The sequence below is a fragment of the Nostocoides japonicum T1-X7 genome (genome assembly GCF_001046855.1).
Lineage (GTDB): Bacteria > Actinomycetota > Actinomycetes > Actinomycetales > Dermatophilaceae > Nostocoides > Nostocoides japonicum.
Genome location: NZ_HF570958.1, coordinates 4,828,420 through 4,829,796, shown reverse-complemented (window position 1 = coordinate 4,829,796; position 1,377 = coordinate 4,828,420). Strand labels below are relative to the sequence as shown.

The window sequence follows — 1,377 nt, the reverse complement described above, 5'->3', positions numbered from 1 at the left end:
GGCCGGGAGGGCGCGCCGCGGGAGGTCGGTGCCCTGGCCGGCGGCTGGTTCGCGGCCCGCTTCGGCCTCGACCCGCAGGAGCGGAGGCTCCTGCTCGCCGCCGGGGCCGGTGCCGGTCTCGCGGCCGTCTACGACGTGCCGGTGAGCGGCGTCGTGTTCGCCGCCATCGCCCTCGGATCGGCGGGGGTCGGCGACGTCGTCGTGCTCGCGGTGGCGAGCGGGGTCGCCACGGTCCTCGCCTGGCCGGTCGTCGGACGACACAGCGTGTATGCCGTCCCGCACGTCTCCCTCGGCACCCCCGGGCTGGGCGGGCTCGTGCCCTGGGCCGTCGTCGGTGCCCTACCGTGCGCCGCCGCTGCCATCGCGCTCAACGTCGTCGCGCGCCGCGCCATGGGGGCGCAGCCCGGACCCTCGTGGCGGCTGCCGATCGCGACGACGCTCGCCATGCTCTCCGTCGGCGTCGCGACCGTGTGGTGGCCGGGGCTGCCCGGCAACGGCAAGGGACTCGTCGAGCTCGCCATCCGGCCCGCCCAGGTGTCGCCCGAGGCCGGACGGGCGGCGGCGACGTTCGCCGTGCTCCTCGTCCTCAAGATCGTCCTCACCGGGCTGTGCCTGCGCGGGGGGATCGTCGGCGGGCTCCTCACCCCGGCCCTCGCGACCGGTGCCGCCCTGGGGGCCGCGGTCGGCCTCTGCCTCGTCGCCCTCACCGGCGGCGGGATGACGGTCGGCGCCGAGACGGCGGCGGTCGCCGCGTACGGGCTCGTCGGCGCGGCGGGCGTCCTCTCGGTGAGCCACCGCAGCGCCCTCTTCGCCACCGTCATGGTGTGGGAGCTGACCCACGTCGCATGGCCCGTCGTGGTCGCCTGCGCGGTATGCGCCGTTCTCGCCCGCCTGGCCGCCCGAGCAGTCGGCCGCGGCTGACCCGCTGGCCACTCCCTTCGCCGCCGCCGCTCCCGGTCGAGGTGTTCGATGCCCCCCTTCGCCGGTATCCCCGTACCTCGACGCCCGGCGTGATGCCCTCGGTCGAGGTATCGAGACCCCACCGCCCGGTCACCAGATACCTCGACCTCGGGGCCTCCCTCGGAATCGAGGTATCGAGACCCCCCCGGGACGATCACCAGATACCTCGACCCCGAGACCCCATCGGAGCCGAGGTATCGAGACCCCACCGCACGATCACCAGATACCTCGACCCCGGGGCCTCCCTCGAAGTCGAGGTATCGAGAGCCCACCGCCTGGTCACCAGATACCTCGACCCCGGGACCTCCCTCGAAGTCGAGGTAACCGAAGACCTGGCCGACGGCATCCACCCACCTCCACCGGAACGTCACCCCGATCGAGATAACCGCAGCACCCGCCAAGTCACCAGATACCTCG

The 1,377-nt window shown here is 74.0% G+C and carries 1 protein-coding gene; it reads left to right on the top strand.

Annotated elements, in window-relative coordinates:
* On the top strand, nucleotides 1-921 hold a 921-nt coding region (locus BN12_RS21950; RefSeq protein ID WP_048555656.1), incomplete at its 5' end, for a chloride channel protein.
* Nucleotides 922-1,377 lie beyond the last annotated feature (456 nt).